Origin of the sequence: Halodurantibacterium daqingense, from assembly GCF_042666235.1 — a bacterium.
Classification (GTDB): domain Bacteria; phylum Pseudomonadota; class Alphaproteobacteria; order Rhodobacterales; family Rhodobacteraceae; genus Halodurantibacterium; species Halodurantibacterium daqingensis.
The window spans coordinates 280,327-301,663 of the sequence record NZ_JBHTFQ010000002.1; the positions used below are offsets into that span (position 1 = coordinate 280,327).

The 21,337-nt window shown below is 67.2% G+C and carries 21 protein-coding genes and 1 tRNA gene; 7 read left to right on the forward strand and 15 right to left on the reverse strand.

The window, feature by feature from the left end; translation table 11 throughout:
* Window positions 1-34: 34 nt before the first annotated feature.
* The 5 genes from ACFQXB_RS04760 to ACFQXB_RS04780 are packed head-to-tail and all read right to left on the reverse strand — an operon-like array spanning window position 35 to window position 4,089.
* Window positions 35-1,204: a molybdopterin molybdotransferase MoeA gene (locus ACFQXB_RS04760; RefSeq protein WP_377399911.1), complete on the reverse strand. Its 1,170-nt coding sequence runs from the start codon at window positions 1,202-1,204 to the stop codon at window positions 35-37.
* The gene (moaC, locus tag ACFQXB_RS04765; protein ID WP_377399915.1) at window positions 1,201-1,680 is read right to left on the reverse strand and encodes a cyclic pyranopterin monophosphate synthase MoaC; all 480 of its coding nucleotides are present in this window, start codon (window positions 1,678-1,680) and stop codon (window positions 1,201-1,203) included. The genes ACFQXB_RS04760 and moaC overlap by 4 nt, the downstream gene beginning before the upstream one ends.
* Window positions 1,680-2,489, reverse strand: coding sequence for an indole-3-glycerol phosphate synthase TrpC (gene trpC / locus ACFQXB_RS04770; RefSeq protein ID WP_377399918.1), 810 nt, complete (start codon window positions 2,487-2,489; stop codon window positions 1,680-1,682). The genes moaC and trpC overlap by 1 nt, the downstream gene beginning before the upstream one ends.
* A complete protein-coding gene (gene trpD / locus ACFQXB_RS04775; protein ID WP_377399921.1) occupies window positions 2,486-3,511 on the reverse strand; it encodes an anthranilate phosphoribosyltransferase in 1,026 nt (341 codons plus the stop codon). The genes trpC and trpD overlap by 4 nt, the downstream gene beginning before the upstream one ends.
* Complete coding sequence (locus ACFQXB_RS04780; RefSeq protein ID WP_377399924.1) at window positions 3,508-4,089, reverse strand: anthranilate synthase component II; 582 nt, start codon at window positions 4,087-4,089, stop codon at window positions 3,508-3,510. The genes trpD and ACFQXB_RS04780 overlap by 4 nt, the downstream gene beginning before the upstream one ends.
* Before the next feature lie 133 nt (window positions 4,090-4,222).
* Between ACFQXB_RS04780 and ACFQXB_RS04785 the strand changes: the two genes are divergently transcribed.
* On the forward strand, window positions 4,223-5,635 hold the full coding sequence (locus ACFQXB_RS04785) for a hypothetical protein (RefSeq protein WP_377399927.1): 1,413 nt from the start codon (window positions 4,223-4,225) through the stop codon (window positions 5,633-5,635).
* Between the two features lie 650 nt (window positions 5,636-6,285).
* Here ACFQXB_RS04785 and ACFQXB_RS04790 read toward each other — a convergent pair.
* The 6 genes from ACFQXB_RS04790 to fabI all read right to left on the reverse strand — a co-directional run bounded on the left by ACFQXB_RS04790 (window position 6,286) and on the right by fabI (window position 12,809).
* The gene (locus tag ACFQXB_RS04790) at window positions 6,286-6,798 is read right to left on the reverse strand and encodes a GNAT family N-acetyltransferase (protein ID WP_377399930.1); all 513 of its coding nucleotides are present in this window, start codon (window positions 6,796-6,798) and stop codon (window positions 6,286-6,288) included.
* A 27-nt stretch (window positions 6,799-6,825) separates the two neighbouring features.
* A complete protein-coding gene (gene trpE / locus ACFQXB_RS04795; protein ID WP_377399933.1) occupies window positions 6,826-8,337 on the reverse strand; it encodes an anthranilate synthase component I in 1,512 nt (503 codons plus the stop codon).
* Window position 8,338: 1 nt separating this feature from the next.
* A complete protein-coding gene (locus ACFQXB_RS04800; protein ID WP_377399936.1) occupies window positions 8,339-10,189 on the reverse strand; it encodes a peptidyl-prolyl cis-trans isomerase in 1,851 nt (616 codons plus the stop codon).
* A gap of 79 nt (window positions 10,190-10,268) precedes the next feature.
* Window positions 10,269-11,447 carry an aminotransferase gene (locus ACFQXB_RS04805; RefSeq protein ID WP_377399939.1) on the reverse strand — a complete coding sequence of 393 codons (1,179 nt, stop codon included), beginning with the start codon at window positions 11,445-11,447 and terminating at the stop codon, window positions 10,269-10,271.
* A gap of 33 nt (window positions 11,448-11,480) precedes the next feature.
* Window positions 11,481-11,984 (reverse strand): xanthine phosphoribosyltransferase, encoded by a 504-nt coding sequence (gpt, locus tag ACFQXB_RS04810; RefSeq protein WP_377399942.1) that lies wholly within the window; start codon window positions 11,982-11,984, stop codon window positions 11,481-11,483.
* Between the two features lie 3 nt (window positions 11,985-11,987).
* The gene (fabI, locus tag ACFQXB_RS04815) at window positions 11,988-12,809 is read right to left on the reverse strand and encodes an enoyl-ACP reductase FabI (RefSeq protein ID WP_377399945.1); all 822 of its coding nucleotides are present in this window, start codon (window positions 12,807-12,809) and stop codon (window positions 11,988-11,990) included.
* 137 nt (window positions 12,810-12,946) lie between these two features.
* Between fabI and pdxH the strand changes: the two genes are divergently transcribed.
* From pdxH to ACFQXB_RS04835, 4 genes are all read left to right on the forward strand, one after another.
* Window positions 12,947-13,552 (forward strand): pyridoxamine 5'-phosphate oxidase, encoded by a 606-nt coding sequence (gene pdxH / locus ACFQXB_RS04820; RefSeq protein ID WP_377399948.1) that lies wholly within the window; start codon window positions 12,947-12,949, stop codon window positions 13,550-13,552.
* Window positions 13,553-13,676: 124 nt separating this feature from the next.
* Window positions 13,677-14,216, forward strand: a complete 540-nt coding sequence (locus tag ACFQXB_RS04825) for a cold-shock protein (RefSeq protein WP_377399951.1) — start codon at window positions 13,677-13,679, stop codon at window positions 14,214-14,216.
* Window positions 14,183-14,680: a DUF192 domain-containing protein gene (locus ACFQXB_RS04830; protein ID WP_377399954.1), complete on the forward strand. Its 498-nt coding sequence runs from the start codon at window positions 14,183-14,185 to the stop codon at window positions 14,678-14,680. The genes ACFQXB_RS04825 and ACFQXB_RS04830 overlap by 34 nt, the downstream gene beginning before the upstream one ends.
* Before the next feature lie 58 nt (window positions 14,681-14,738).
* Window positions 14,739-14,815: transfer RNA gene (locus tag ACFQXB_RS04835), tRNA-Pro, on the forward strand.
* Between the two features lie 581 nt (window positions 14,816-15,396).
* On the opposite strand, the gene infC is transcribed toward ACFQXB_RS04835, so the two are convergent.
* Window positions 15,397-15,945, reverse strand: a complete 549-nt coding sequence (infC, locus tag ACFQXB_RS04840; RefSeq protein ID WP_449301242.1) for a translation initiation factor IF-3 — start codon at window positions 15,943-15,945, stop codon at window positions 15,397-15,399.
* 177 nt (window positions 15,946-16,122) lie between these two features.
* Here infC and ACFQXB_RS04845 point away from each other — a divergent pair, with 177 nt between their 5' ends.
* Window positions 16,123-16,773, forward strand: a complete 651-nt coding sequence (locus ACFQXB_RS04845) for a hypothetical protein (protein WP_377399957.1) — start codon at window positions 16,123-16,125, stop codon at window positions 16,771-16,773.
* Window positions 16,774-17,101: 328 nt separating this feature from the next.
* Here the strand turns inward: ACFQXB_RS04845 and ACFQXB_RS04850 are convergent, their stop codons facing one another.
* A complete protein-coding gene (locus tag ACFQXB_RS04850) occupies window positions 17,102-17,419 on the reverse strand; it encodes a hypothetical protein (protein WP_377399960.1) in 318 nt (105 codons plus the stop codon).
* Between the two features lie 83 nt (window positions 17,420-17,502).
* On the opposite strand from ACFQXB_RS04850, the gene ACFQXB_RS04855 reads away from it, so the two are divergent.
* Window positions 17,503-18,225: a hypothetical protein gene (locus ACFQXB_RS04855; RefSeq protein ID WP_377399963.1), complete on the forward strand. Its 723-nt coding sequence runs from the start codon at window positions 17,503-17,505 to the stop codon at window positions 18,223-18,225.
* A 633-nt stretch (window positions 18,226-18,858) separates the two neighbouring features.
* On the opposite strand, the gene ilvN is transcribed toward ACFQXB_RS04855, so the two are convergent.
* Together ilvN and ACFQXB_RS04865 are read right to left on the reverse strand one after the other, a co-directional pair.
* Complete coding sequence (gene ilvN, locus ACFQXB_RS04860; RefSeq protein ID WP_377399966.1) at window positions 18,859-19,419, reverse strand: acetolactate synthase small subunit; 561 nt, start codon at window positions 19,417-19,419, stop codon at window positions 18,859-18,861.
* A 41-nt stretch (window positions 19,420-19,460) separates the two neighbouring features.
* A complete protein-coding gene (locus ACFQXB_RS04865) occupies window positions 19,461-21,215 on the reverse strand; it encodes an acetolactate synthase 3 large subunit (protein WP_377399969.1) in 1,755 nt (584 codons plus the stop codon).
* Between the last annotated feature and the right edge of the window lie 122 nt (window positions 21,216-21,337).

Genomic DNA, 21,337 nt, shown 5'->3' on the forward strand with positions numbered 1-21,337 from the left:
ACAGACGTTCCCGTTTCGGGTCAAGCACTTCCGCTCAGATCGGCAGGTATTCGACCAGTTCGCCGGGCGCCCGTGCCCCATCGCCAGCGGGGCGCAGCAGCAGCGCGTCGGCCTGCGCAAAAACGGACAGGAGCGAGGAATCCTGTTGATCCATCGGCGCGATCCCCGCGTCGGTCAGGCGCGCGCGCATGTAATGGGCGCGCTGTCCGTTCGGGCCAACCGGGCCGGCAAGGCGCCCTGTCTGCATGGCGGCAGGATGACACCCAAGCCCCAGAAGCGCGCGCAGCGCCGGCAGCAGGAACAGATGCCCGCAGACGATCGCGGAAATCGGATTCCCGGGCAGGCCCAGCATCGGCACCCCGTTCAGCGTGCCGGCGATCAGCGGCTTGCCCGGCCGCATGGCGATCTTGTAGAAGGCGCGTCTGAGGCCAAGCTCCTCGCCGATCCGCGCCACCAGGTCGTGATCCCCGACCGAGGCGCCGCCGATCGTGACGATCAGATCCGCCCCTTCGGCCAGATCGAAGGCCATCCGCAAGGCGGGCGCGGTATCGCGGGCGATCGGCAGAACCCGCGCCCGGCCGCCCTCGGCCTCGATCATCGCCCGCAGCGCAAAGATGTTCGAGGCGATGATCTGGTCGTCCCGCGGGATCTCGCCCGGCATGACAAGCTCATCCCCGGTCGCGATCAGCGCCACATCGGGACGGCGGGTCACCGAAACCTCGGCGATGTTCATCGCGGCCAGGAGCGCAAGATCGGCCGGACGCAGCCGGCGGGGGGCCGCAACTTCAGCGCCGATCCCGAAATCGACCCCGGCGGGGCGAATATGGGTCCTGCCATCCAGCCGGGCGGCCAGAACGATGCGGTCTCCCTGAAGATGCACATCTTCCTGCATGACGACGCGGGTGGCGCCTTCGGGCACCGGGGCGCCGGTCAGGATCCGCACCGCGGTGCCGGGGGCAAGGCTGCCCCCGAAGGCACGGCCTGCCGCCGCTTCGCCCACGATGTGAAACACCGCTCCGGGACGCGGATCGCCCGCAAGGGCATAGCCATCCATCGAGGCCGCCGGGAAGGGCGGCTGGGCGCGGGCGGCCCGCACCGGATGGGCCAGAACCCGGCCGGCCGCCTGCGCCAGCGGCACGGTTTCCGCGCCAAGCGGCGCAAGCAGTGCAAAGATCTGCGCAAGCGCCTCGTCGACCGAGATCATTCCGCGGTGTAACGGCCCGATTTGCCGCCCTCTTTCATTTCAAGGCGGATATCGGTGATGATCATCCCCTTCTCGACGGCCTTCACCATGTCATAGACGGTCAGCGCGGCGGTGCTGACGGCGGTCAGGGCCTCCATCTCGACGCCGGTCTGCCCGGTGGTGCGGACGGTCGCCTCGATCCGGATGCCGGGCAGGCCGGGGTCGGGGGCAAGCTCCACCGCGACCTTGGTGATCGGCAGCGGATGGCAGAGCGGGATCAGATCGGCGCATTTCTTCGCGCCCATGATCCCCGCCAGACGGGCCACGCCCAGAACGTCGCCCTTCTTTGCGCGACCCTCGGTGATGAGGGCCAGCGTTTCCGGCTGCATGATCACGGCGCCGCTGGCAATGGCCGTGCGCGAGGTCACGGCCTTGTCCGAGACATCGACCATATGCGCGTGGCCTTCCGCGTCGAAATGGGTCAGGGGGCTGCTCATCACAGCGGGCCCGCGGTCAGGGGATTGGCCAAGAGGCGCCGGGTGGCATCGGCCACATCCGGCTGGCGCATCAGGCTTTCGCCGATCAGGAAGCAGCGCGCGCCATAGCGGGCCAGATCGGCAAGATCTTCGGGTGTTGCAAGGCCACTCTCCGAGATGATCGTGCGGCCTTCCGGCACGCGCCGTGCCAGCTTGCGCGATGTTTCAAGTGTGACCTCGAACGTATTGAGATCACGGTTGTTTATCCCGATCAGGGATGAACGGAGCTTGGTTGCCCGTTCCAGTTCGGGCTGGTCATGCACCTCGATCAGCACGTCCATTTCCCAGGCTTCGGCGGCGGCTTCCAGCTCTGCCGCCTGGCTGTCCGAAACGCTGGCCATGATGATCAGGATGCAATCGGCGCCCCAGGCACGGGCCTCGACCACCTGATAGGGATCATAGAGAAAATCCTTGCGCAGCGCCGGCAGGCGCGTCGCCTCGCGGGCGGCGGTCAGATATTCGGGCGCGCCCTGGAACGAGGGGCCGTCGGTCAGCACCGAGAGACAGGCGGCGCCGCCCTCCTCATAGGCACGCGCCAGGGCGGCGGGATCGAAATCGGCCCGGATCAGGCCCCTGGAGGGGCTGGCTTTCTTGATTTCGGCGATCAGCCCGTAACCCTTGCGCGCCGCGGCGACCAGCGCCTTGGCAAATCCGCGTGGGGCGGTGGCTTCGCGTGCGGCGGCCTCAAGCTCGGCCAGCGGGCGGGCTGCCTTGGCAGCGGCGATCTCCTCCAGCTTGTAGGCCTTGATCTTGTCGAGAATGCTGCTCATCGCGGCTGTCCTTCCGATGTCAATGCGGCAAGTGCCGCGACCTTGGCGCCTGCGGCACCCGAGTCGATGCTTTCCCGTGCAATGGCAACGCCATCGCCCAGCGATGCGGCGCGCCCGGCGACCACAAGCGCCGCGGCGGCATTCAGCAGCACCGCATCGCGATAGGCGCCCTGGGTTCCCGCCAGCAGCGCCCGCAAGGCTCGGGCGTTCTCTGCGGGGTTTCCGCCCAGCAGATCCTCGAACGGGTGCAGGGGCAGGCCAGCCTCTTCCGGATGCAGGGTGAACGTGCGGATGTCGCCATCCTCAAGCGCGACAACCTGGCTTTCTGCCGCGATCGACAATTCGTCGGTGCCATCGCCGCCATGCACCAGCCAGGCGCGGTCAGAGCCGAGCGTCCGCAGCGTCTCGGCCATGGGCTGCAGAAGGGCGGCCGAAAAGGCGCCGGTCAGTTGACGCCTGACGCCGGCGGGATTGGTGAGCGGCCCGAGGATGTTGAAGATCGTCCTTGTGCCCAGCTCGGCCCGCGCGGGCATCACATGGCGCATCGCCGGGTGGTGCATGGGCGCCATCATGAAGCCGATCCCGGCCTCGGCCAGCGCGCGCTCTACCACAGCCGCTCCCTGCATCACGTTGATGCCCAGTTCGGTCAGCGCGTCCGCCGCGCCCGATTTCGAGGACAGATTGCGATTGCCATGCTTGGCGACCGGCACGCCCGCACCCGCCACGACAAAGGCTGTCGCGGTCGAGATGTTCAGCGTGCCCTTGCCGTCACCGCCAGTGCCCACAATGTCGATTGCGCCTTCGGGTGCCTGCACGGGCAGGCAGCGGCTGCGCATCTGCGCGGCTGCGGCGGCATATTCGTCCACGGTTTCGCCGCGGGTCCGCAGCGCCATCAGAAAGCCCCCGATCTGCGCCGGCGTCGCCTCGCCCTCGAACAGCGCGGCAAAGGCGGTTTCGGCTTCGGCGCGGGTCAGGGGCCGGTCGGCGGCAGCGGCGATGAGGGGCTTGAGCCGCTCGCTCATGCCGGAACCTTCGCGCTGGACAGGAAGTTGCGCAAAAGCGCGTGGCCATGTTCGGAGGCGATGCTCTCGGGGTGGAACTGCACGCCCTCGATCGGCAGGTCGCGGTGGCGCAGCCCCATGATGGTGCCATCCTCAAGCGCTGCGGTCACCTCCAGGCAGTCGGGCAGGCTGGTGCGATCCACGACAAGGCTGTGGTAGCGCGTCGCCTCGAACGGCGAGGGGAGGCCGGCGAACACCCCTTGCCCATGATGGTGCATCACGCCCATCTTGCCATGCACGATCTCGTGGCAGCGCACCACATCGCCGCCGAAGGCCTGTCCGATGGTCTGGTGGCCAAGGCAGACGCCCAGCAGCGGCGTGCGGGTTTCCGCCGCAGCATGGGTCAGCGGCAGGCAGATCCCCGCCTGATCCGGGGCACAGGGCCCCGGCGAGAGGACGATGGCGTCGGGGCGCAGCGCCATCGCTTCCTGCACATCCAGCGCATCATTGCGCCGAACCACGACATCGGCGCCCAATTCCCCCAGATAATGCACCAGATTGTAGGTGAAGCTGTCGTAATTGTCGATGAGAAGGAGCATGGCACCGTCCGTAAGGGTCAGGGGCGGGGCTTGCAAAGGGGGATGAACCCCGCCAAGGGTCGCGCTATAGATGGTCAGAGCCGGTGCCCGGGGTCAAGGGCGAGAAGCGGCCAAAAAACGGCGGAGGCGCAAAGTGGGCAGGGGGTTTCTTCTGGGGATGGTCTCGGGGCTTGCGGTTTCCGCCGCGGCGCTCGCGACCCTGTCGCTTCTGCTGCCGCTGCCGGCGCCGGTGCCGCGGATGGCCGGCCCCGACATCCTGCCCGCCCCGCCACCGCCCGCCGCCGCCCCCGAAGCGCCGCTTGTGACCGGCCGCATCGGCATGGCCGAGGTCACGGCCCCCGCGCCGATGATCGCCCATCCCGCCGATCCGCCCGAGCCGCGCCCCGCACCGCCGCCCGTCCCGGGCGCCGGGGGGCTGCCCCCCGCCGACCCGCCGCCTGACCTCGCCGCACTGGCCGAGGGCGGGATGGTGACGGTTGCGGCCGGGGATGAGGACAGGCCGCCTGCCGCTGCCGAGGGCGCCGTGACGGACCTTGCCGCGCTGGCCGCGCGCGGCGGGATGGCTGCCGATGACGGAACGGATGATGACGCGGCGCCTGCCCGGGTCCAGGAGGAACCCGCACGGGCGCCGGTATCCGGGGATCTGGATACGGCGCCGGGTCGGCCGCAACCCGCGACGCCGCAGCGGGCGCCGGATCTGTCGCAGCCTGATCCGCTTGCCCCGGTTGCTGCTCCGACACCGCCGGTGGTCAGCGTGACCACGCCCGAGCCGTCCGATCCGGCCGAAGCCACGGATGAACCCGCGATAATGGTGCCGGATGCGGCCCAGCAGGCATCGGATCCGGCCGCAGATCCTGCGCCGGGTGCGCCTGACGCCGAAGCGATGGCGGCGGCTGCCCCCTTGCCGGAAGATGCGGCAACACCGCCCTCGCCGGACGCGCCGGCCCTGTCGCCGCTGGAGCGTCACGCGGCGCCTTTTGAAGGCGCGGCGGGCCGGCCGCTCTTCGCCATCGTGCTGCTGGACAGTCGGGCGCGGTCCGAGGATCGCGTGGCTCTGACCGCGCTCGGCCTGCCGCTGACGGTTGCCGTCGATCCGGGGCAGGCGGATCTGCCCGCGCGCATCAGCGCCTATCGCGCAAGCGGGATCGAGGTGATGGTGCTGGGTCCCGGTGATGCCGAGCTTCTTGATGCCTCCGGGGCGATCGGGCTTCTGGATCTGCCGCGGCAAAGCGGCGCGCAAAGCCTGCGACTGAACCGCGATCCGGCCGGCTTTGGCACCGTCTCGGCTGATCCCGAGGCCGAGGGTGCGCCGGTGGAACTGCGGTTGCTGGTGCCGGACGCCAGCGGCGCCGAGGGGCTGCGCCGCAGCCTTGACAGGGCGGCGTTCCGTGCCGCGCAGGACGGCGCGATGGTGGTGCTGGGCGAGGCGACTGCGCCGACGCTTGCCGCGCTTGCCGATTGGGTCCGTTCCGGAGGGCGGGCCGAGAGCGTGGCGCTTGCCCCCGTCTCGGCGGTGCTTCGTCTGCGCGCCACGCGCCCGGAGTGACGCGGCAGCCGGACCATCGCGGGCAAGAGCCTGTCGGGTGCCGGCGCGATCAGTCTCACCGCCGGATGGCGGCCGGATGCGCCCGTCAACCCCGGGGCTCTCGCTGTTGATGCGGGCCTCGGGCGAGCTCGTGCATGTCCCGCCATGGGGCCTGCCCACCGGAAGGGGGCGTGGCGGTGGCAGAACGCGTCGGGCGACCGGTTGTCACGAGGATCCGCCGCACTCCCGGTTCGTGGCAGGAGGGGCGGTTGCCGAAGCTCTCGTGGCGGGCTGAACAAGCCCATGCACGGCGGAGTGATCCGCAAGCCGACCGTTACCGCCACGGCGATCGCGCCAGCGGACCATGATGCGGCCCTTGTCGAAGCGGCACGTGCCACAGGACACCCCTTGTCACGACGCCGTCGGGCGACGCGATCCTGACGGAGAGCCCGTGCAGCGCAGTCCAGGGCACCAGCAGAGGCCGGCCCCGCCCGGGCGCGGGAGCCGGCCGTGCGCGCGGGGCCGGGCAACCGTGCCGGCCTGCCGGCAGCTGCGGAGGCAGAGCGCCTGCCCTGTTCCGGCCTGCTGCCCCCTGCATGCCGAACGGGCGCTGCGCCAGGGGGGCGCTCTGGACAGTATGACGTACTGCAGCCCGCTTGCGGCAGGACGGCTCAGGCCCAGCCATAAACCCATTCGGCAAGGGCGGGCTGCCCGGGATCGCTGCGGGTGAGGATGGGCTTGCCGCCCATCGCCGTGTAGAAAGCACGGGCGGGCGCATTCGCGGCCAGCACCCACAGCGATACCGGGCCCGGACAGCGGGCGGCCAGGTCGCGGCGCGCCGCCTCGAACAGCTTCCGGCCCAGTCCCTGACCCTGGGCTGCGCGCTCCAGATACAGCGCCGAAATCTCGCCGCGAAAGCCAAGCTGCGCCAGTTCGGGATCGTCCTGAGCGCGGGTGGAGACGAAGCCGCAAATCCGTCCGCCCTGCCCGGGCATTTGGGCCACGGCGACGAAAGGCGGGCGCGGTCCGCTCAGGATGCCGTGCCAGAAGTGAGCGAGATTGTCGGCCTCGTGGATCCGCTCCTCGGGCAACAGGCCGGAGTAGGTTTCCGCGCGGCTGCGTGAATGGGTCCGGGCGATACCTTCGGCATCGGCGGGCCGGGCAGGGCGGATCAGCTCCGGCATCTGCCTGACCGCGTCACCGCCGGACGCTCACCGATTGCCATTGCGCACGAAGAGGCCTGCATCCTCGGCCGCGCGCATCAGGGCGCGCGACTTGTTGACCGTCTCCTGCCACTCGGCCTCGGGGTCGCTGTCATAGACAACGCCGCCGCCGGCCTGCACATAAAGCTTTTCGTCCTTGAGGACGGCGGTGCGCAGCGCGATGCACATGTCCATCTCGCCATTCGCTGCGAAATAGCCGACGGCGCCCCCATAGACACCGCGCTTCTCCGGCTCCAGCTCGTCGATGATCTGCATCGCACGCACCTTGGGCGCGCCCGAGACCGTCCCGGCCGGAAGGCCCGCCAGCAGTGCCGACAGCGCATCCTCGCCCTCGGCCAGTTCGCCGACCACGTTCGACACGATGTGCATCACATGGCTGTAGCGTTCGATGATGAACTTCTCGGTGGGATGCACCGTGCCGATCCGGGCGACACGGCCCACGTCATTGCGGCCAAGGTCGAGCAGCATCAGATGCTCGGCCAGTTCCTTCTTGTCCGACAGCAGGTCGGCCTCCAGCGCGCGGTCTTCCTCGGGGGTGGCGCCGCGGGGGCGGGTGCCGGCGATCGGACGGATCGTCACCTCGCCGTCGCGCAGCCGCACCAGGATCTCGGGGCTGGCCCCGATGATCTGGAAGGCGCCGAAGTTGAAGAAGAACAGGAAGGGCGACGGGTTGGTGCGCCGCAGGCTGCGATAAAGCGCGAAGGGCGGATGGGGAAAATCCTGCGTCCAGCGCTGCGCGGGAACCACCTGGAAGATGTCACCGGCGCGGATGTATTCCTTCGCCTTTTCGACCGCCGCCTTGTAGGCGTCCTTTGTGAAGTTCGACACCGGCGCCGATACGGGGCGCGTCTCGCCCAGGGTGCGGGTTTCGCCCGGCACCGCCCGGTCCAGGTCGCGCAAGGCATCGGCCACGCGTTCGGCCGCCTGGGCATAGGCTGCCCGCGCCGACAGCCCCGAGGCCACCCAGGCCGGCGCAACCACCGTGACCTCGCCCTTCACGCCATCAAGCACCGCGACCACCGAGGGCCGCATCAGCCGCGCGTCGGGCAGGCCCAGCGGGTCGGGGTTCACATCCGGCAGATGCTCCACCAGCCGGATCATGTCATAGCCGAGATAGCCGAACAGGCCCGCCGCAATCGCCGGCAGATCGTCGGGCATGTCGATCCGGCTTTCGGCGATCAGCGCCCGCAGGGTTTCCAGCGGATGGCCGTCAAGCGGTTCGAACGCATCCTCGTCAAAGCGGGCCTGCCGGTTGATGCGGCTTTGGGTGCCATGGCATTCCCAGATGAGATCGGGCTTCATGCCCACCACGGAATAGCGGCCGCGCACCTCGCCCCCGGTCACGCTTTCCAGCATGAACGTGTCCTTGCGCGCCTCGGCCAGCTTGAGCATCAGCGAGACGGGCGTATCGAGATCCGCTGCCAGACGCGTATAGACAAGCTGGTTACGGCCCTCGGCCCAGCCTGCGGCGAATGTGTCGAAATCCGGCGTCATGCGCATCTCAGCGGAACTGCGCGTGGACGGCGTTGATCGCCGTTTCGTTGAGGCGGATCCCTGCCTCGGAGATCAGCGCGCTGGCGAAAAGGTCGAAGACATCCCGCGCCATGCCCTGCGACAGCTCGGTCACCACGGCATTGCGCAGGCCGTTCAGTTCCGCCTGGGCCAGCACCGCCTGCTGCACCCGTTCAAGCCGTACCAGATGCACCGCCTCGTCGCTTGCAAGGACCCGCGTCTCGCCCGGCTCCATCGTGAAGACATCATCGAGAAGCGACCGCGGGAAACCTTCGATAAAGCCGTCGCGGCTGGCGGATTCGATGATCTGCACCGGATAGCCGAAGGATTGCAGCGTTGCACCTTCGGCAACGGCCGCGCGCATCGTCTCGGCCTGCTCGGCCAGAAGCCGCAGCGTTTCCTGGCGTTGCCATCCGGCGACAACCTGGTCGCGCACCTCGTCCAGGGGCGGCTGGGTGGCCGGGGCAAGCTCGTCAATGCGCAGCGCCGCGATACCGCCATCTTCCAGCACGAGCACTTCGGGGAAATCGCCGGGCTGCATGTCGCGCGCGGCCTCGCGCACGGTGCCGTAGCCGGCGATACCCTCGGTCGTCTCGGCGGTCATCGCGATCTGGCCCAGCTCCATCCCGGTTTCCTCGGCAAGCTCTTCCAGGGTGGCGCCGCCGGCAAGAAGGTCGTCGGCATCCTCGACCAGCGCGGTGATGGCGCGGCGGGCAGCGTCAAGCGCCAGCTCGTCGCGCAGGATTTCCTGCGCCTCCTCGAAGGTGATTTCCTGCGCGGACAAGATCGCGTTCACCCGGTAGATCGCCGGGCCGAACTCGGACGGCAGCGGGCCAGCCACGCCCGGGCCGTCAAGCGCGAAAACCTCGGCGCCGGCGGCGCCAAGCTCGGCCTCGGTCACATCGCCCATGTCGATATCCAGAAGCGCGAGACCGCGTTCCTCGACGATCGCGTCGAACTGCTCTTCGTCGGCGGCAAGGCGGCTCATGGCTTCGGCGGCCTCTTCCTCGGTGCCGAAGACCAGCCGTTCGACAAGGCGGCGCTCGGGCTGCACGAATTCCGACAGGCGCTGCTCATAGGCGGTGCGCAGCATCGCTTCGTCCACCTCGACCCGGTCGAGCATCATTTCCGGCGTCAGCAGCGCATAGGTGATCTGCCGCGTTTCCGGCCGGGTATAGGCGCTGGCGTTTGCCTCGTAATAGCTGGCAAGCGCCGCATCGTCGGGCTGCGGCACATCTGCCTCCAGATCGCCGGGCGCAAGGCGCAGATGCACGAGGCTGCGCCGTTCCGTGATGTAATCCATCAGAAGGGCGGTATAGGCCTCGGGCGCGCTGACCGACCCCAGCACGGCGCCCTGCAGGATGTCGCGGGCGATGTCGCGGCGGATCTGTTCCTCGAACTCGGTTTCGCTCAGCCCCGCCTGTTGCAACGCAAAACGATAGGCCGAGCGATCGAACCCGCCGTCAAGCCCCCGGAAGGCCGGCGTGCCCAGCAGTTCGTCGCGCACCGCGCCGTCGCCCACGGAAATTCCAAGCCGGCCGGTTTCGTTGTCCAGCGCGGCAAGCGTCACCAGACGTTCGCGCACCCCCCGGTCCACCCCAAGCGCCAGTGCCTGCTGAAAGCCGACGGCCTGCCCGACCTGGGCCTCGAAGGCGCGGATTTCCTGCTGAAGGGCGCGGGCATATTCGTTCACGCTGATATCGCGGTCGCCCACCGACCCGATGTTGCGGGTCTGGCCGCCCAGGCCGCCGGTGCCGAAGCCGGCAAGGCCGACAATGAGCAGGATCAGGATGATCCAGACAAAGATGTTCGCACCTTTGCGTCTTGCGCCCTTGGCCATGGTCCTCGCCTTCCTTCGGTCGTCCGATTTCGCAGTTGTGTAAGGGCTTGCGGGCAGGGGGGCAAGCCGGATCGGGGGATCAGCCCTTCAGCGCGGCAAGCCGGTCGAAAAGCTGCGCAATGCCTGCCCGGTCGATATTGGCGAAGGCGACACGCAACTGCCGCTGTCCCGCGGCATCACCTGTGGGCGTGAACATCGTGCCGGGCAGCATCAGCACGGCCGCCTCGCGCACCATCCGGCGGGCCAGCGCATCCGCGCTTTCCGCGAAGGGATGTTCCACATAGGCAAAATAGGCGCCGCAACCCAGAAGCCGCCAGCCGTCAAGCCGGGGAAAGCCCTCGGTGATCGCGGCGCGCCGGTCGAGGATCTCGGCGCGTTCGCCCGCCACCCACTGCCCGAGGTTGCGCATGCCCCACAAGGCGCCCTGCTGCCCAAGCTGGTTGGGGCAGATGGCGACGGTATCCAGAAACTTCTCCACCTCGGCAAGCTGCGCCGCAGCGGCCACGACCGCCCCCACCCGGTGCCCCGTCAGGCGATAGGCCTTGGAGAAGGAATACAGATGGACCAGCGTGCCGGCCCAGTCCGGATCGGCGAAAAGATCATGCGGAGCGCCGCTGCGGCTGTCAAAGTCGCGGTAGGTTTCATCGACGATCAGTGCGATCCCGCGCGCCTGCGCCAGATCGAAGAAGGCGCGCAGCAGCGACGCGGGATATTCGACGCCGCCGGGATTGTTGGGGCTGACCAGAACGATCGCGCGGGTGCGCGGCGTGATCATCGCCGCCGCCTGATCCGGATCGGGCAGAAGCGTGGCGCCGGTCGGCAGCGGCAGGGCAGAAACGCCCTGCATGTCCAGCCACATCTTGTGGTTGAAATACCACGGCGTCGGCAGGATCACCTCGTCGCCGGCGCGCGCAAGCGTCGCCATCACCGCCACAAAGGCCTGATTGCAGCCCGAGGTGATTGCCACCTGTTCGGAAGCAATCTGCCCGCCATAGGCCGCCGACCATTGCTGCGCCACTTCGGCGCGCAGGTCCGGCAAGCCTAGGACCGGGCCGTAAAGATGCACCGAAGGATCGTTCAGCGCCGCCTCGGCCAGGGCCTGGCGCAGGGGCAGGGGCGGCGGATCGACGGGCGCCGCCTGGCTCACGTTGATCAGCGGGCGGTCGGGCGTGAACTGCACCTCGGACAACCAGCGCCGCGCCTCCATCACCGGCGGCGGGAAGGTGCGGGCCATGTCTGGGTTGAGGGGCAGGCTCATGCAGTGCTCCGGTCAGGGCCCGTGACGGGCAGATCAGTCCTTGCCGCGATAGGGCTCGACATATTGCAGGGCCATGTCCCAGGGAAAGAAGATCCAGGTGTCCTGGCTGACCTCGGTGATATAGGTGTCCACCATCGGCTTGCCGCTGGGCTTGGCATAGACGGTCGCGAAATGCGCCTTGGGGTAGAGCCGGCGCACAAGTTCCAGCGTCTTGCCGGTATCCACCAGGTCATCCACGATCAGGATGCCGGTGCCGTCCCCCATCATCTCGGCCTGGGGCGACTTGATGACCCGCGGTTCCGACTGTTCCTGCTTGTTGTAGGACTTGACGCTGATCGTATCGACGGTGCGGATATCCAGTTCGCGGCTCACGATCATCGCGGGGGCCATGCCGCCGCGGGTGATCGCGACGACCGCACGCCAGGCGCCGTCATCAGGCCCCTTGCCATCCAGCCGCCATGCGAGGGCGCGCGCGTCCCGGTGGATCTGGTCCCAGCTGACGTGAAAGCCCTTTTCGTGGGGCAGACGGTCGGCCATCGCTCAGCCCTCCTTCTTGATCGTCGCGTCGATGTCGGGGGCGTCCACGGCCTTCATGCCCACGACGTGATAACCCGCATCGACATGCAGCACCTCGCCCGTCACGCCCGAACCGAGATCTGACAGCAGATAGAGCGCCGACTTGCCCACCTCGTCCTGCGTCACGTTGCGGCGCAGCGGGCTGTTCAGCTCGTTCCACTTCATGATGTAGCGGAAATCACCGATGCCGCTGGCGGCCAGCGTCTTGATCGGGCCGGCACTGATCGCGTTCACGCGGATGCCGTCCTTGCCCAGATCTTCGGCCAGATACATGACGGATGCCTCGAGCGCGGCCTTGGCAACGCCCATCACGTTGTAATGGGGCATGACCTTTTCGGCGCCGTAATAGGTGAGCGTCAGGCACGAACCGCCCTCTGCCATCAGCCGGGTCGCGCGCTGCACGACGGCCGTGAAGGAATAGACCGAGATGTCCATCGTGGTGCGGAAGTTCGCCGCCGTCGTGTCCACATAGCGGCCGCGCAGTTCGTTCTTGTCGGAAAAGCCGATGGCGTGGACCACGAAATCCAGCTTGCCCCAGACCTCGCCCAGCCGTGCGAAGAGCGCGTCGAGCGAGCCTTCGTCGGCGACATCGCATTCGATCATCTCGGTCGCGCCGATCGAGGCTGCAAGCGGTTTGACCCGTTTCAGAAGCGCCTCGCCCTGATAGGAAAACGCAAGTTCAGCGCCCTGATCTGCAAGGGCTTTCGCGATGCCCCATGCGATGGATTTGTCATTGGCAAGGCCCATGATGAGCCCGCGTTTGCCTTCCATCAGTTTTCCCGACATGCCCCGCTCCTTGCAGCCCTGGATGTTGGGGGAGCATTAGGGCAAAGCATCAGGCGCATCAAGTGCGGCTCGACTCTGCGCGCCGGGGGACTAATCTGCTGCGCGGGCGCGAGGCGCCGTCAAGCAGGAGCAGCACCATGTCCGACCGCAGCGGCATCTTTGCCGGAGACGACCCGTTCGAAATCGCCCGCCAATGGCTTGCCGAGGCGGAAAAGACCGAGCCGAACGATCCCAATGCCATCGCCCTTGCAACGGTCGATGCCGAGGGAATGCCCAATGTGCGCATGGTGCTTCTGAAGGAGATCGAGCCGGCCGCCTTCGTCTTCTACACCAACTACGAAAGCCGCAAGGCCGAGGAAATCGCCCAGGCCGGCAAGGCCGCCTTCGTCCTGCATTGGAAAAGCCAGCGTCGCCAGATCCGCGTGCGCGGCCTCACCGAGCGTGAGGACGGGCCGCAGGCCGATGCCTATTATGCCTCCCGCTCGCTCAAGAGCCGGCTGGGCGCCTGGGCCTCGGCGCAGTCGCGCCCGCTGTCCTCGCGCATGGCGCTGATGACCGAAGTGGCGAAACGCACCGCCGAATTCGGGACCAATCCGCCGCGCCCGCCCTTCTGGGGCGGAATCAGGATCATCCCGCATGAGATCGAATTCTGGGCCGATGGAGCCTTCCGGTTGCATGACCGTTTTCGCTGGCAACGCAGGGACATTTCGGGCTCGTGGCAAATTGATCGCCTCAGCCCTTGATGTTACAGGGAAAGACGCTCTCATCGTATCAACGGCGCCTTAACCATGATGATTGTGCTTGCGCAAACAAGGAACATTCTAAAAAATTGACCTATAGTTCAGGCATTTTTATGAAGCACCAACAATGACCGATGATACGACAACCCTTCTCAAGGCCAAAGGAAGGGTGAAATGGTTTGATCCTGTCAAAGGGTTTGGCTTCATCCTGTCGGACGAAGGCGGACCCGACATATTGCTGCATGCCAACGTCCTTCGCAACTTCGGACAGAGTTCGGTCGCAGATGGCTCGTGCGTGGAAGTCCTGATCCAGCAGACGCTTCGCGGGGTTCAGGCGGTCGAAGTGCTGGCCATCACGCCGCCCGAAGCGCCGGCGACGCCGATCCTGGCCGAGGATCTGGCCGGATTCAGTGCGGACGAGATCGCCGCGCTGCCGCTTGAACCCGCGCGGGTCAAATGGTTCGACAAGGCCAAGGGCTTCGGCTTTGCCAATTGCTTCGGGCGCCCCGAGGATGTCTTCATTCATCTCGAGGTTCTGCGGCGATCGGGGCTTGCGGACCTGCCGCCCGGCGAGGCAGTCTGCCTGCGCGCGATCGAGGGCAAGCGCGGCCGGATGGCTATCGAGGTATCGGCATGGGAGAGCGCATTGCGCAGCTTGGCAAGATGATCCGGTTCGCGGCGGCCTGCGCCGTTGCGGTTCTGGCCGCTTCTGCGGCACAGGCCGACTGCCGCGAGGATCGGGTTGACCTGCGCGGCCCCTGGGGGGCGGCGCGGTTCTCGGTTGAAATTGCCGATGACGACGCCAGCCGCGCCCGCGGGCTGATGTTCCGCGAAAGCCTGCCGGCCCGCGCCGGAATGCTGTTCATCTATGAGACGCCGCGCCGCGCGGCGTTCTGGATGCGCAACACGCTCATCCCGCTTGACATGATCTTCGTCGATGAAACCGGCCGCGTAGCGCGGGTGCATCATGAGGCGATCCCGCATGACGAAACGCCGATCGAGGCCGGCGAGAACGTGCTGCTGGTGCTGGAGATCAACGGCGGTCTGGCGGCGCAACTGGGTATTTCCGAAGGCACCGAGCTGCGCCATCCGCGCCTGGCTCGGGATATCGCGGTCTGGCCCTGTCCCTGAGACGGGGTTCGGAAAAGGGCTTTCCTCTGCCCGCAAAGGCGGCTAAGGAAGGCGCGATCGGGGCGTAGCGCAGTCTGGTAGCGCGTTGGTTTTGGGTACCAAAGGTCGTGAGTTCGAATCTCGCCGCCCCGACCACTTCCTGCGGAAGCGCCCCCGAGGGTGCAGGGGAACACCCCTGCCGCGGCATCATCACACCGTCCAAGACTAGCTGCGCCTCCCACCGGCGTTCCTGAACATCGGGCAGGCTAAGCGGTCACGGCCGAAAGCGATGCCGCCGGTGGCAGGCAGGATCCCTGGGATCGCGGCAGGGGCGCCATCTCGGGCGGGGCGGGGACGGCCACGAGGAACATCGGCTGTTCGGCCTTCGACCGCAGGCAAGGGCGGCACAGGCGACGTTGTTCCGGCCTTGCCCCGAGCAGCAACGGCGGCCCGGGCGCCGGTCCGCGGCATGCGAAGGGATCGTCGATCGCATCCTTGCGGCCTGCGCCGGGAAGGGTTCTTGCACGGCAGCGATCGCAAAGGCTCTCGGACACTGTCCCGGTCCCGGTGGGACGCCGCGCGGCGCGCAGGGTCCACGATCCTGACTCCGGAAGGGCCGGCGCACCTGCCGGTGTGCTGCCAAGCCCGCGGGGCTGCCCGGCAAAGCCGGAGAAGCGCGCAACAAAAAGGCGGGTGCAGCATCTGCCCCGCCTCGTTCGTGATCTGTGGCAAACGGCCTAGCGCGGGCCGATCATCATCACCATCTGCCGGCCTTCCAGCTTGGGGAAGTTCTCGATCTTGCCGATTTCGGCCACATCGGCCGCAACACGGTTCAGAAGCTCGAGACCAAGCTGCTGGTGCGCCATTTCCCGCCCGCGGAACCGGAGGGTCACCTTCACCTTGTCGCCGTTCTCGAGAAACTTGACGACCGAACGCATCTTGACCTCGTAGTCATGGGTATCCGTCCCGGGACGGAACTTGATTTCCTTGACCTCGATGATCTTCTGCTTCTTGCGGGCTTCGGCCTCGCGCTTCTGCTGTTCGTACTTGAACTTGCCGAAGTCCATGATCTTGCACACGGGCGGTTCGGCATTGGGCGAGATTTCGACAAGATCAAGGCCGGCTTCTTCAGCCATGGCCAGCGCCTTCGCCGGGCTTACGACCCCAACGTTCTCTCCGTCTGCCCCGATCAGCCGAATTTCGGGGGCGCGGATGCGATCATTGATGCGGGGGCCTGTGTCGCGCTGTGGCGGGGCATTGTGGGGTCTGCGGGCTATGGTGAATATCCTTCTGAAGTGGAATGATGGCGGGCAAAATAAACTTCGCGTGGCCTTCTTTCAACCCGTAATCCTTGGTTGGCGGGGGATAGGTGCAGGAAAGCGGCGGATGAAGCGTGCATCCTTCCCAACGGATCGCCGTTCTGCCATATCAAGGGCACATAACCACAACCCATCGGGGGAATAATGAACAAAATCGTGGGGATTCTTGCTGTGCTCGTCGTGCTCGGGGCGGGCGGATATTACTGGTATGATACGCAACAGGAGGCCGCGGCCGAGGCGGAACGCAGGGTTGCCGCAGAAACGGCCGAGGCCGCCCGCGCCGAGGCCGAGGCGGCCGAGGCCGCTGCCGCCGAAGCTGCCGCTGCCGAAGCCGAAGCTGCCGCCGAGGCCGCCCGCGCCGAGGCCGAGGCTGCCGAAGCCGCAGCCGCCGGCGCTGCAGGCACCACCGCCGAAGCGGCCGCCGAGGCCGCTGCCGCCGCTGCCGATGCGGCTGCCGATGCGGCCGCACAGGCCATAGATTCCGCGGTGCGCGCAGTCGGGGGCGCTGCCGAAGCGACCGCCGAAGCGGCAGCTCAGGCCGCCGAAGCCGCCGCCGATGCCGCGGCGAACGCGGCCGCCGATGCGGCCGAGGCGGCGGGGGGCGGCGCGGCAGCCGGGCCGCTGTCCTGGGATGCCACCGAGGTGGACAGTGACGAGGTTCTGGCCCGGATCGAGGCTGCGCCGGTTGCGCCGATGCTCAAGGCCTCGCTCCGCGCCGCGCATCAGCAGGCGCGCAACAACCCCGAGGCCATGCAGGATGTGCTCGATCAGCTGCGACGCGCGCTCGGACTGTGACGGAAATCGCCGCCGAACGAGTATGAGCTTCCGGATCGGCCGGCGAGGAACCGGGGCAGGCGAGAGGCCTCTCGCTCGGGTGCATGCGTGGGGAAAACCAGGTCGCTGCGTCCGGATGCCGGTGTCCGGCCTCCGGTAGCATCCGGCAGGCGGCTGTTTCCCCACCGCGCTCTCGTCAGGCTGCGCGGGTGCCGAAAGGCAGGCAGTTCCGGTTCTGTCGAAAATCGGCCGTGCAACAGGCAGCCTCGGGATCAAGCTGCCCGTCCTGGATCTCGTACATCCTGCCGCAGTTCGTGGAAGACCGCTTGGGCAACCGGCACAGCCCGGATCACCTGCTGCTCGGGTCGTCGCGATCGGAGCCCTGATCCCGCAGGTCGGGAAACTCGCCCTGGTTCTGCAGTGCGATCTTCGGCTCGGCCGCCGGCCCAAGCTGGTCGCGCGGCGCGTGGCCGGCCTCGGGGACTTCCTCAAGCGCAAGAAGCTCGCGCGCGCGGTCGCGATAAAGATCCATCGCCCCCTCGGGCGCGCCCGCCTCCTGCCAGAGGACGCGTGCGCGATCCTCGATGCGGGCTTCCCATGCGTCGAATTCCTGCCGGTTCATGCTGCGCTCCTCGTCATGGCTGTTGCAGGGGAACCGGCCAGCCATGCCTCTGGTTCCGAAGGGGCGAAAAAGGGTGTTGCTCCTGCATCCCCATGGCTATGATCCCGCCGAAGACGGAGGTTCATGTCATGATGGCCGCAATCTATGCCTGTTACGGAATGCCCAAATCGGGCTCCACCCTCGCGTTCGAGATGACGCTGGCGGTGCTCGAACTCGGCGGCATTCCTCAGCGCCGCCTGTCGCGCGAGGCGATTCCGGGCGAGACGGGCGCGAATGTGCTGCCGCTGTTCCGCCCGGTCTACATCAAGGCTGCGCTGCGCGAGATCGGCGAGGCGGGCCATCCACGCCCGATCGCGATCCGCACGCACGGAGGGGTCTGGCAGATTACCGCCGACACGATCGCCGCTGGCCAGATGATCGGTCAGGCGGTGGCGCGCGATCCGCGCGATCTGGCGCTGTCATTGCTTGATTCCGCACGGTTCGGCGGTGCCTGGGGCACACGCGACGGTCAGCCTCTGGCGACGTTGGATGACGCCATGGAGATCGTGCGTGGACATGTGCACAAGTTCAGGCAATGGCAATCGCAGCCCGGGTTCCTGACCCTGAATTACGAAGAACTCGCGTTCAAAAGCCACCGCGCGGTTGCCCGCATCGCCGCGCAGCTCGAGATCGAGGTGGACCCCAGGCAGGTGCTTTCCCGGATCGAGCGCCGCTTTACCCAATTGAACAAGGGCGTGTCGCAACGCTGGCGCGATGAAATGCCCCCCGAGGTGGCGAACCGCTACTATGACGAATTCGCCGAGTTCATCGAGACCTGGTGTCTGCCTCCCGGCCTGCCGGGCCGCGTCTGACCCGGAGCCATCGCCTCAAGCCTGCCCATTGCGGACGGTGATGGCCGCGCAGACGCGCCCGCAGCCGTTTCGGCCGGCACAGGCAGGGCCGGCACCACCCCGCGCAACCGCCGCGGGCATCTGCCCGCGGCCCGGCCCAACGGGATGAGCCTGCCGAAGGCGGGCGAAGACGGGCGGGAGCGCCCCCCACACGCCCGGCTGCCTTTGCCGTCCGGGCGTTGTGCAGATGGTGGCTCCCCGCGCGCCTGCCGGCGATCCGTCGCTCACGCCGCGCAACGCCGCCGGGTCCGCAGGGTCACCGAAGCCAGGGTGGCACGGCCGGGCGCCGCCTCCGCGTGATGCGATCCAGGACGAGAACCGAACGACTTTCGTCCGCAGCGCGTCGCGCACTGCCGTTGCCACAGCGGCACCGCAGCCGCAGGGGCGTCATGGACACAGCTGCACCGTCAGCGCAGATGCACATCGAAACCGTGGTTTGACGCTGCCGTGCCCGGCTGCACATTTGCATCCGGCTGACCCAGGGGGCAACCCGGGCCTCGCCCAGGGCCCGCGGCCCCCGGAACATCCGTTCCGGCAGCTGCCCAGCCCTCGGGGGAGGCCACTGCCGTGCCCCCGGAGCCATGGCAACAGGCGTTACATCCCGCGTGCGAGTGCTGCTACCCCGGTCCGGGCGATCTCGCGCAGGCCCAGCGGCCGCATCAGCTCGGCAAAGGCGTCGATCTTCTCGCCGGTGCCGGTGATCTCGAACACGAAGCTCTCCAACGTCGAATCCACCACATTGGCGCGGAAGATATCCGCCAGCCGCAGCGCCTCGACCCGTTGATCGCCCTTGCCCGCGACCTTGAGCAGCGCAAGCTCCCGCTCGACCGAGGGGCCCTCGACCGTCAGGTCATGGACCTCGTGCACCGGCACCATCCGGTCCAGCTGGGCCTTGATCTGCTCGATCACCTGCGGCGTGCCGCGCGTGACGATGGTGATGCGCGACCGATGGCCCTGATGGTCCACCTCGGCCACGGTCAGGCTTTCGATGTTGTAGCCGCGGCCTGAAAACAGGCCGATCACCCGGGCGAGAACGCCGCTTTCATTGTCGACGAGCAGGGCAAGCGTATGGGTTTCGATCACATCGGCATAGGGATCGCGCAGATCATAGGCCGAATGGCGGGAGGAGCCTTGCTGGATATTCAAACGGGTCATATCTGTTCTTTCCGAAATCGCTATGGGCCAGGGCGCCCGGTTCAGACCAGGACGGCACCCTTGGCGCCGATCACGCCCTGGGTATCGGCCTCGCCCAGCAGCATCTCGTTGTGCGGGCTGCCCGAGGGGATCATCGGGAAGCAGTTCTCGTGCTTCTCTACCAGGCAGTCGAAGATTACCGGCCCGTCATAGCGGATCATCTCCATGATCGCGTCATCCAGATCCTTCGGATCGGAACAGCGCAGGCCCTTGCAGCCGAAGGCCTCGGCGAGCTTCACGAAATCGGGCAGGCTTTCCGACCAGCTGTGGCTGTAGCGCTCGCCATGCAGCAGTTCCTGCCACTGGCGCACCATGCCGAGACGTTCGTTGTTCAGGATGAACTGCTTGACCGGGGCGCGGAACTGCATTGCCGTGCCCATTTCCTGCATGTTCATCAGCCACGATGCCTCGCCGGCGACATTGATGACCAGCGCCTCGGGATGGGCGATCTGCGCGCCGATCGAGGCCGGCAGGCCATAGCCCATCGTCCCCAACCCGCCCGAGGTCAGCCACCGGTTCGGTGCCTCGAAGCCCAGGAACTGGGCGGCCCACATCTGATGCTGGCCCACCTCTGTCGCGACATAGCGGTCCATGCCACGGGTCAGCGCCTCGAGCCGTTCCAGCGCATATTGCGGCTTGATCGTCTTTTCCGACGGCTTGTAGCTCAGGCAGCGCACCGCGCGCCATTCGTCGATCTGCGCGGTCCAGCGCGACAGGGCTTCCCTGTTCACCTTGCGCCCGCGTGATTTCCAGATCCGCAGGAGATCTTCAAGCACATGGCCGACATCGCCGATGATCGGGATGTCCACCCGGATCACCTTGTTGATCGAGGACGGATCGATGTCGATATGGGCCTTGCGCGAATTGGGGCTGAAATCGGCCACCCGGCCGGTGATCCGGTCATCGAAGCGCGCACCGATGTTGATCATCAGGTCGCAGCCATGCATGGCAAGGTTGGCCTCGTACAGCCCGTGCATCCCCAGCATCCCCAGCCAGCCCTTGCCGGAGGCCGGATAGGCGCCAAGCCCCATCAGCGTCGAGGTGATGGGAAAGCCGGTCGCATCGACCAGTTCGCGCAGCAGCTGGCTGGCGCCGGGACCCGAGTTGATGACGCCGCCGCCGGTATAGAAAACCGGCCGCTCGGCGGTCTCGATCAACTCGACCAGAGCGGTGATCGCCTCGATATCGCCTTTCACCTTCGGCTGGTAATGGGCCACACGCGCCTTTTGCGGCGGGGTATAGGTTCCGGTGGCGAACTGCACATCCTTGGGGATGTCGATCAGCACCGGGCCGGGGCGGCCCGTCGTGGCGACATGGAAGGCCTGATGCAGGGTTTCGGCCAGCTTGTCGGTTTCCTTCACCAGCCAGTTATGCTTGGTGCAAGGCCGCGTGATGCCGACGGTGTCGGCCTCCTGGAAGGCATCGTTGCCGATCATGAAGGTCGGAACCTGGCCCGACAGAACCACCAGCGGGATGGAATCAAGCAGCGCATCCACGATTCCGGTCACCGCATTGGTCGCACCCGGACCCGAGGTGACCAGAACCACCCCCGGCTTGCCGGTCGAACGGGCATAGCCTTCGGCCGCGTGGACGGCGCCCTGTTCATGGCGCACCAGAATGTGGCGAATGTCGTTCTGCTGGAAGATCTCGTCGTAGATCGGAAGCACGGCGCCGCCGGGATAGCCGAATACGACCTCCACGCCCTGATCCTTGAGGGCCTGAACCACCATTCTTGCGCCGGTCATCACTTCCGTCATCGCTTGCTCCATCGCCTCTCGGCTGCCGTTGTTGCTGGTAACAAAAAGCCCCCGGAGTTTCCTCGGGGGCGCATGGGGTCCATCAAGGGAGTCCGGTTACCGGCCCATGCGCGTCTTTCCTA

Excerpts from the sequence above, each read along its gene's own strand:
- ACFQXB_RS04845 (WP_377399957.1), top strand. The coding sequence starts at position 16,123 with ATGAACAAAATCGTGGGGATTCTTGCTGTGCTCGTCGTGCTCGGGGCG.
- ACFQXB_RS04855 (WP_377399963.1), top strand. The coding sequence starts at position 17,503 with ATGATGGCCGCAATCTATGCCTGTTACGGAATGCCCAAATCGGGCTCC.
- ACFQXB_RS04760 (WP_377399911.1), bottom strand. The coding sequence starts at position 1,204 with ATGATCTCGGTCGACGAGGCGCTTGCGCAGATCTTTGCACTGCTTGCG.
- ACFQXB_RS04865 (WP_377399969.1), bottom strand. The coding sequence starts at position 21,215 with ATGACGGAAGTGATGACCGGCGCAAGAATGGTGGTTCAGGCCCTCAAG.
- fabI (WP_377399945.1), bottom strand. The coding sequence starts at position 12,809 with ATGTCGGGAAAACTGATGGAAGGCAAACGCGGGCTCATCATGGGCCTT.
- gpt (WP_377399942.1), bottom strand. The coding sequence starts at position 11,984 with ATGGCCGACCGTCTGCCCCACGAAAAGGGCTTTCACGTCAGCTGGGAC.
- ACFQXB_RS04830 (WP_377399954.1), top strand. The coding sequence starts at position 14,183 with ATGGGAGAGCGCATTGCGCAGCTTGGCAAGATGATCCGGTTCGCGGCG.
- trpD (WP_377399921.1), bottom strand. The coding sequence starts at position 3,511 with ATGAGCGAGCGGCTCAAGCCCCTCATCGCCGCTGCCGCCGACCGGCCC.
- ACFQXB_RS04805 (WP_377399939.1), bottom strand. The coding sequence starts at position 11,447 with ATGAGCCTGCCCCTCAACCCAGACATGGCCCGCACCTTCCCGCCGCCG.
- ACFQXB_RS04800 (WP_377399936.1), bottom strand. The coding sequence starts at position 10,189 with ATGGCCAAGGGCGCAAGACGCAAAGGTGCGAACATCTTTGTCTGGATC.
- ACFQXB_RS04850 (WP_377399960.1), bottom strand. The coding sequence starts at position 17,419 with ATGGCTGGCCGGTTCCCCTGCAACAGCCATGACGAGGAGCGCAGCATG.
- ACFQXB_RS04780 (WP_377399924.1), bottom strand. The coding sequence starts at position 4,089 with ATGCTCCTTCTCATCGACAATTACGACAGCTTCACCTACAATCTGGTG.
- ilvN (WP_377399966.1), bottom strand. The coding sequence starts at position 19,419 with ATGACCCGTTTGAATATCCAGCAAGGCTCCTCCCGCCATTCGGCCTAT.
- ACFQXB_RS04825 (WP_377399951.1), top strand. The coding sequence starts at position 13,677 with ATGACCGATGATACGACAACCCTTCTCAAGGCCAAAGGAAGGGTGAAA.
- moaC (WP_377399915.1), bottom strand. The coding sequence starts at position 1,680 with ATGAGCAGCCCCCTGACCCATTTCGACGCGGAAGGCCACGCGCATATG.
- pdxH (WP_377399948.1), top strand. The coding sequence starts at position 12,947 with ATGTCCGACCGCAGCGGCATCTTTGCCGGAGACGACCCGTTCGAAATC.
- trpE (WP_377399933.1), bottom strand. The coding sequence starts at position 8,337 with ATGCGCATGACGCCGGATTTCGACACATTCGCCGCAGGCTGGGCCGAG.
- ACFQXB_RS04790 (WP_377399930.1), bottom strand. The coding sequence starts at position 6,798 with ATGCCGGAGCTGATCCGCCCTGCCCGGCCCGCCGATGCCGAAGGTATC.
- trpC (WP_377399918.1), bottom strand. The coding sequence starts at position 2,489 with ATGAGCAGCATTCTCGACAAGATCAAGGCCTACAAGCTGGAGGAGATC.